1 protein-coding gene is annotated in these 3,743 nt (G+C 74.6%); it reads left to right on the forward strand.

Going from position 1 to position 3,743, the window contains the following annotated elements; all coding sequences use genetic code 11:
- Positions 1 to 3,743 (forward strand): amino acid adenylation domain-containing protein (locus tag FNH09_RS45225; RefSeq protein ID WP_152895689.1); only part of this gene is annotated, 3,743 nt, incomplete at both ends.

Consider the following 3,743-nt stretch of genomic DNA (forward strand, 5'->3'; position numbering starts at 1 on the left):
CTCCCCGACCCGGCACGCGACACCGCGGCGACCGCCCGCAGCCTGACCGTGACCCTGCCCACGGAGGTGGTCCGACCGCTGCTGACCAGCGCCCCCGCCGCCCTGAACACCGGCCCCGACGAGCTGATGCTCGCCGCCCTGGCGCTGGCCGCCCACCGTCGGCAGCAGCGCGCGGACGGTACGGCGCCCGTCTCCCTCCTGGTCGACCTGGAGGGCCACGGCCGGGACGCCGATCCCACCGGCGCCCTCGACGTCTCCCGCACTGTCGGCTGGTTCACCACCCAGTACCCGGCCCGGTTCGACCTGCGGGGGCTCGACCTCACCGCCGCCTGGCACGGCGGCCCGGCGCTGGCCGACCTGGCGCGGCGCGTACGGGACGGCCTCGCCGCCCTGCCGGAGCGTGCCGGCTACGGCCTGCTGCGCCACCTCGACCCGGCCGCCGGCGCCGAACTCGCCGCACTGCCGCAGCCGCCCGTCCTGTTCAACTACCTCGGCCGGTTCCCCGCCGCCGACGGCGGCCCGTGGACCCCGGCTCCGGAGAGCGGCGCCCTGCGGGCCGACACTCCGCCGGACATGCCGGCCGAGCACTGCCTCCAGATCGACGTCCTGGTACGCGAGGAGCCGGGCTCCGCCGAGCTGACCGCTGTGTGGACCTGGCCGCAGGCGCTGCTCTCGGAACCGGAGGCCGCGGCCCTCGCCGAGGACTGGGGCCGGGCCCTGCGGCTGCTGGCGGACTGCTCCGCCCCGGCCCCCCGACTGAACCCGGCCGACTCGGCCCCGGCCCCCCGGCTCACCCCGGGGGACTCCGCCCTGGCCTCCCGGCTCACCCCGGCCGACTCGGCCCTGGCCTCCCGGCTCACCCCGGCCGACTGCCCCCTCGTACCGCTCGACCGGATCCGGCTGGACCGGCTGATGGACGCCCACCCCGGCCTGACCGAGGTCCTCCCGCTCTCGCCGCTCCAGGAAGGCCTGTTCTTCCACGCCTCCTACGACGAGCAGACCATCGACGCCTACACCGGCCAGCTCGTCCTCGATCTGCGCGGCCCGCTGGACCTCCCCGCCCTGCGGCAGTCGCTGCACGCCCTGCTCCGCCGCCACGACGCCCTGCGGGCCGGTTTCACCGACCACGGCCTGACCGAGCCCGTCCAGATCGTCCTGGCCGAGGTCGACGCCCCGCTGGACGTCGCCGACCTCTCCGGTCTGGGAGCGGACGAACAGCGGACAGCGCTGGAGGAGTTGCTGACCGAGGACCGGCTGCGCCGCTTCGACCTCGCCCGGCCGCCCCTGGTGCGCTTCACCCTCGTACGGCTCGGGGAGAGGGAACACCGCCTGGTGATGACCAACCATCACATCCTCTGGGACGGCTGGTCGGCCGCGGTGCTGCTGAAGGAGCTCCTCGCCGACTACGCCTCCCGCGCCGGACACACTCCGTGGACACCGGAGCCGGCCGCGTCCTTCCGCTCGTACCTGGAGTGGCACGCCCGCCAGGACCGCGCCGCCGCGGCCGCCGCCTGGCAGGGAGCCCTGGACGGCCTGGAGGAACCCACCCTGCTCGGCGGTACCGGCCTCAACCGGGTCGGCGTGCTGCCCGAACGCACCGTCGTCGAACTGGACGCCGGCCTCACTGCGCGCCTGACCGCCCGCGCCCGGGCCGCCGGAGTGACCCTGAGCAGTGTGGTCCAGGGCTGCTGGGCGATCCTGCTCGGCCGGTTCACCGGCCGCGACGACGTGGTCTTCGGCGGGACGGTCTCCGGCCGCACCCCCGACCTCCCGGGCATCGAGAACATGGTCGGACTGCTGATCAACACCCTCCCCGTGCGCTTCCGGATCAGGGAGGACGAGCCGCTGATCGAGGCCCTGGCACGGTTCCAGGACGCGCAGACCCCGCTCCTCGACCACCAGCACCTCGGCCTCGCCGAGATCCAGCGCGACAGCGGACTCGGCACCCTCTTCGACACGGCCGTGGCCTTCGAGAACTATCCGGTCGACGAGGAGACCCTCAGCGGCTCGGCCGCCGGGCTCCGGCTCGCCGGAGTCCTCGGCACGGACGCCACGCACTACACCGTCAACCTCGTCGTCCTGCCCGGCGAACGGCTGTGCCTCCACCTCGACCACCGGCCCGACATGCTCGACCCGTCCACCGCGCGAGGCATGGCCGAAGCCCTGCGGCGGCTGCTCACCGCGGCGGCCGAGCAGCCGGCGCTTGCGGTCGCAGAGGTGGAGCTGCTGTCCGACGAGGAGCGCCACCGCGTCCTGAGGGAGTGGAACGACACCGCCCACCCCGTGCCCGAGGGCACCCTGGTGGACCTCTTCGAACGGCAGGCCGCCCGCGCACCGCACCGCACCGCCACCGTCTTCGAGGAGGAGACCCTCACCTACCGGGAGCTGGACGCCCGCGCCGACCGGCTCGCCGAGCGGTTGCGGGCCCGGGGCGCCGGGCCGGAGGGGATCGTCGCCGTGGCCCTGCACCGGTCGACCGAGATGGTCGTCGCGCTGCTGGCCGTCCTGAAGTCGGGCGCCGCCTATCTCCCGGTGGACCCCGGCCTGCCCGCCGACCGCGTCGGGTACATCCTGGCCGACGCCGCCCCCGCCCTGCTGATCACGACGTCCGCCACGGCCGCCGTACTCCCGGACGAACCGGCGGTGCCACGACTGCTCGTCGACGAGGGCGACGAGGGCGACGCGGTCGATGCCGTCGCCGCCCCGCCCCGCCCCGTCGGCTCCAGTCCGGCCTACGTCATCTACACCTCCGGCTCCACCGGCCGCCCCAAGGGCGTCGTGGTGGCGCACGACGCCATCGTCAACCGGCTGGCCTGGATGCAGGCCGCGTACCGGCTGGACGACACCGACCGGGTGCTGCAGAAGACGCCGTTCGGGTTCGACGTCTCCGTCTGGGAGTTCTTCTGGCCGCTGCTGGAGGGCGCCACGCTGGTGGTGGCCCGGCCGGACGGGCACAAGGACCCCGTCTACCTGGCGCGCACCATCCAGGAACAGCGGATCACCACCGTCCACTTCGTGCCCTCGATGCTCGCGGCCTTCCTGGAGGAACCGTCGGCGGCCGGCTGCCGCTCGCTGCGCCGGGTGGTGTGCAGCGGCGAGGCGCTGTCCGAGCAGGTGGCGAACCGCTTCCACGAACTGCTCGGCGTACCGCTGCACAACCTGTACGGACCCACCGAGGCCGCCGTGGACGTGACCTCCTGGGAGTGCCGTCCGGGCCCCGGCCCGGTCCCCATCGGCCGACCGATCTGGAACACCAGGCTGTACGTCCTCGACGCGGCGCTGCGGCCCGTGCCGGTGGGTGTCACCGGCGAGCTGTACCTCGCCGGGGCGGGCCTGGCCCGGGGATACCTGGGCCGCCCCGCGCTCACCGCGGAACGCTTCCCCGCCGACCCGTTCGGCCCGCCCGGCGCCCGGATGTACCGCACCGGCGACCTCGCCCGGTGGCGTCCCGACGGCGCGGTGGAGTACCTGGGCCGCACCGACGACCAGGTCAAGATCCACGGGTTCCGCATCGAACTCGGCGAGATCGACACCGTCCTCGCCCAGGTGCCCGGGATCGCCCGCAGCGCGGTGATCGTACGAGAGGACAGCCCGGGGGAGCGCAGGCTGGTCGGCTACGCCGTACCCGAACCCGGGGTCCCGTGCGACCCGGACGCCGTGCGCGCGGACCTCGCGCGCACCCTGCCCGACTACATGGTTCCGGCCGTGGTCGTCGTCGACGATCTGCCGCTCACCCCCAACGG

Origin of the sequence: Streptomyces adustus (assembly GCF_009377175.1) — a bacterium.
Taxonomy (GTDB): Bacteria; Actinomycetota; Actinomycetes; order Streptomycetales; family Streptomycetaceae; genus Streptomyces; species Streptomyces adustus.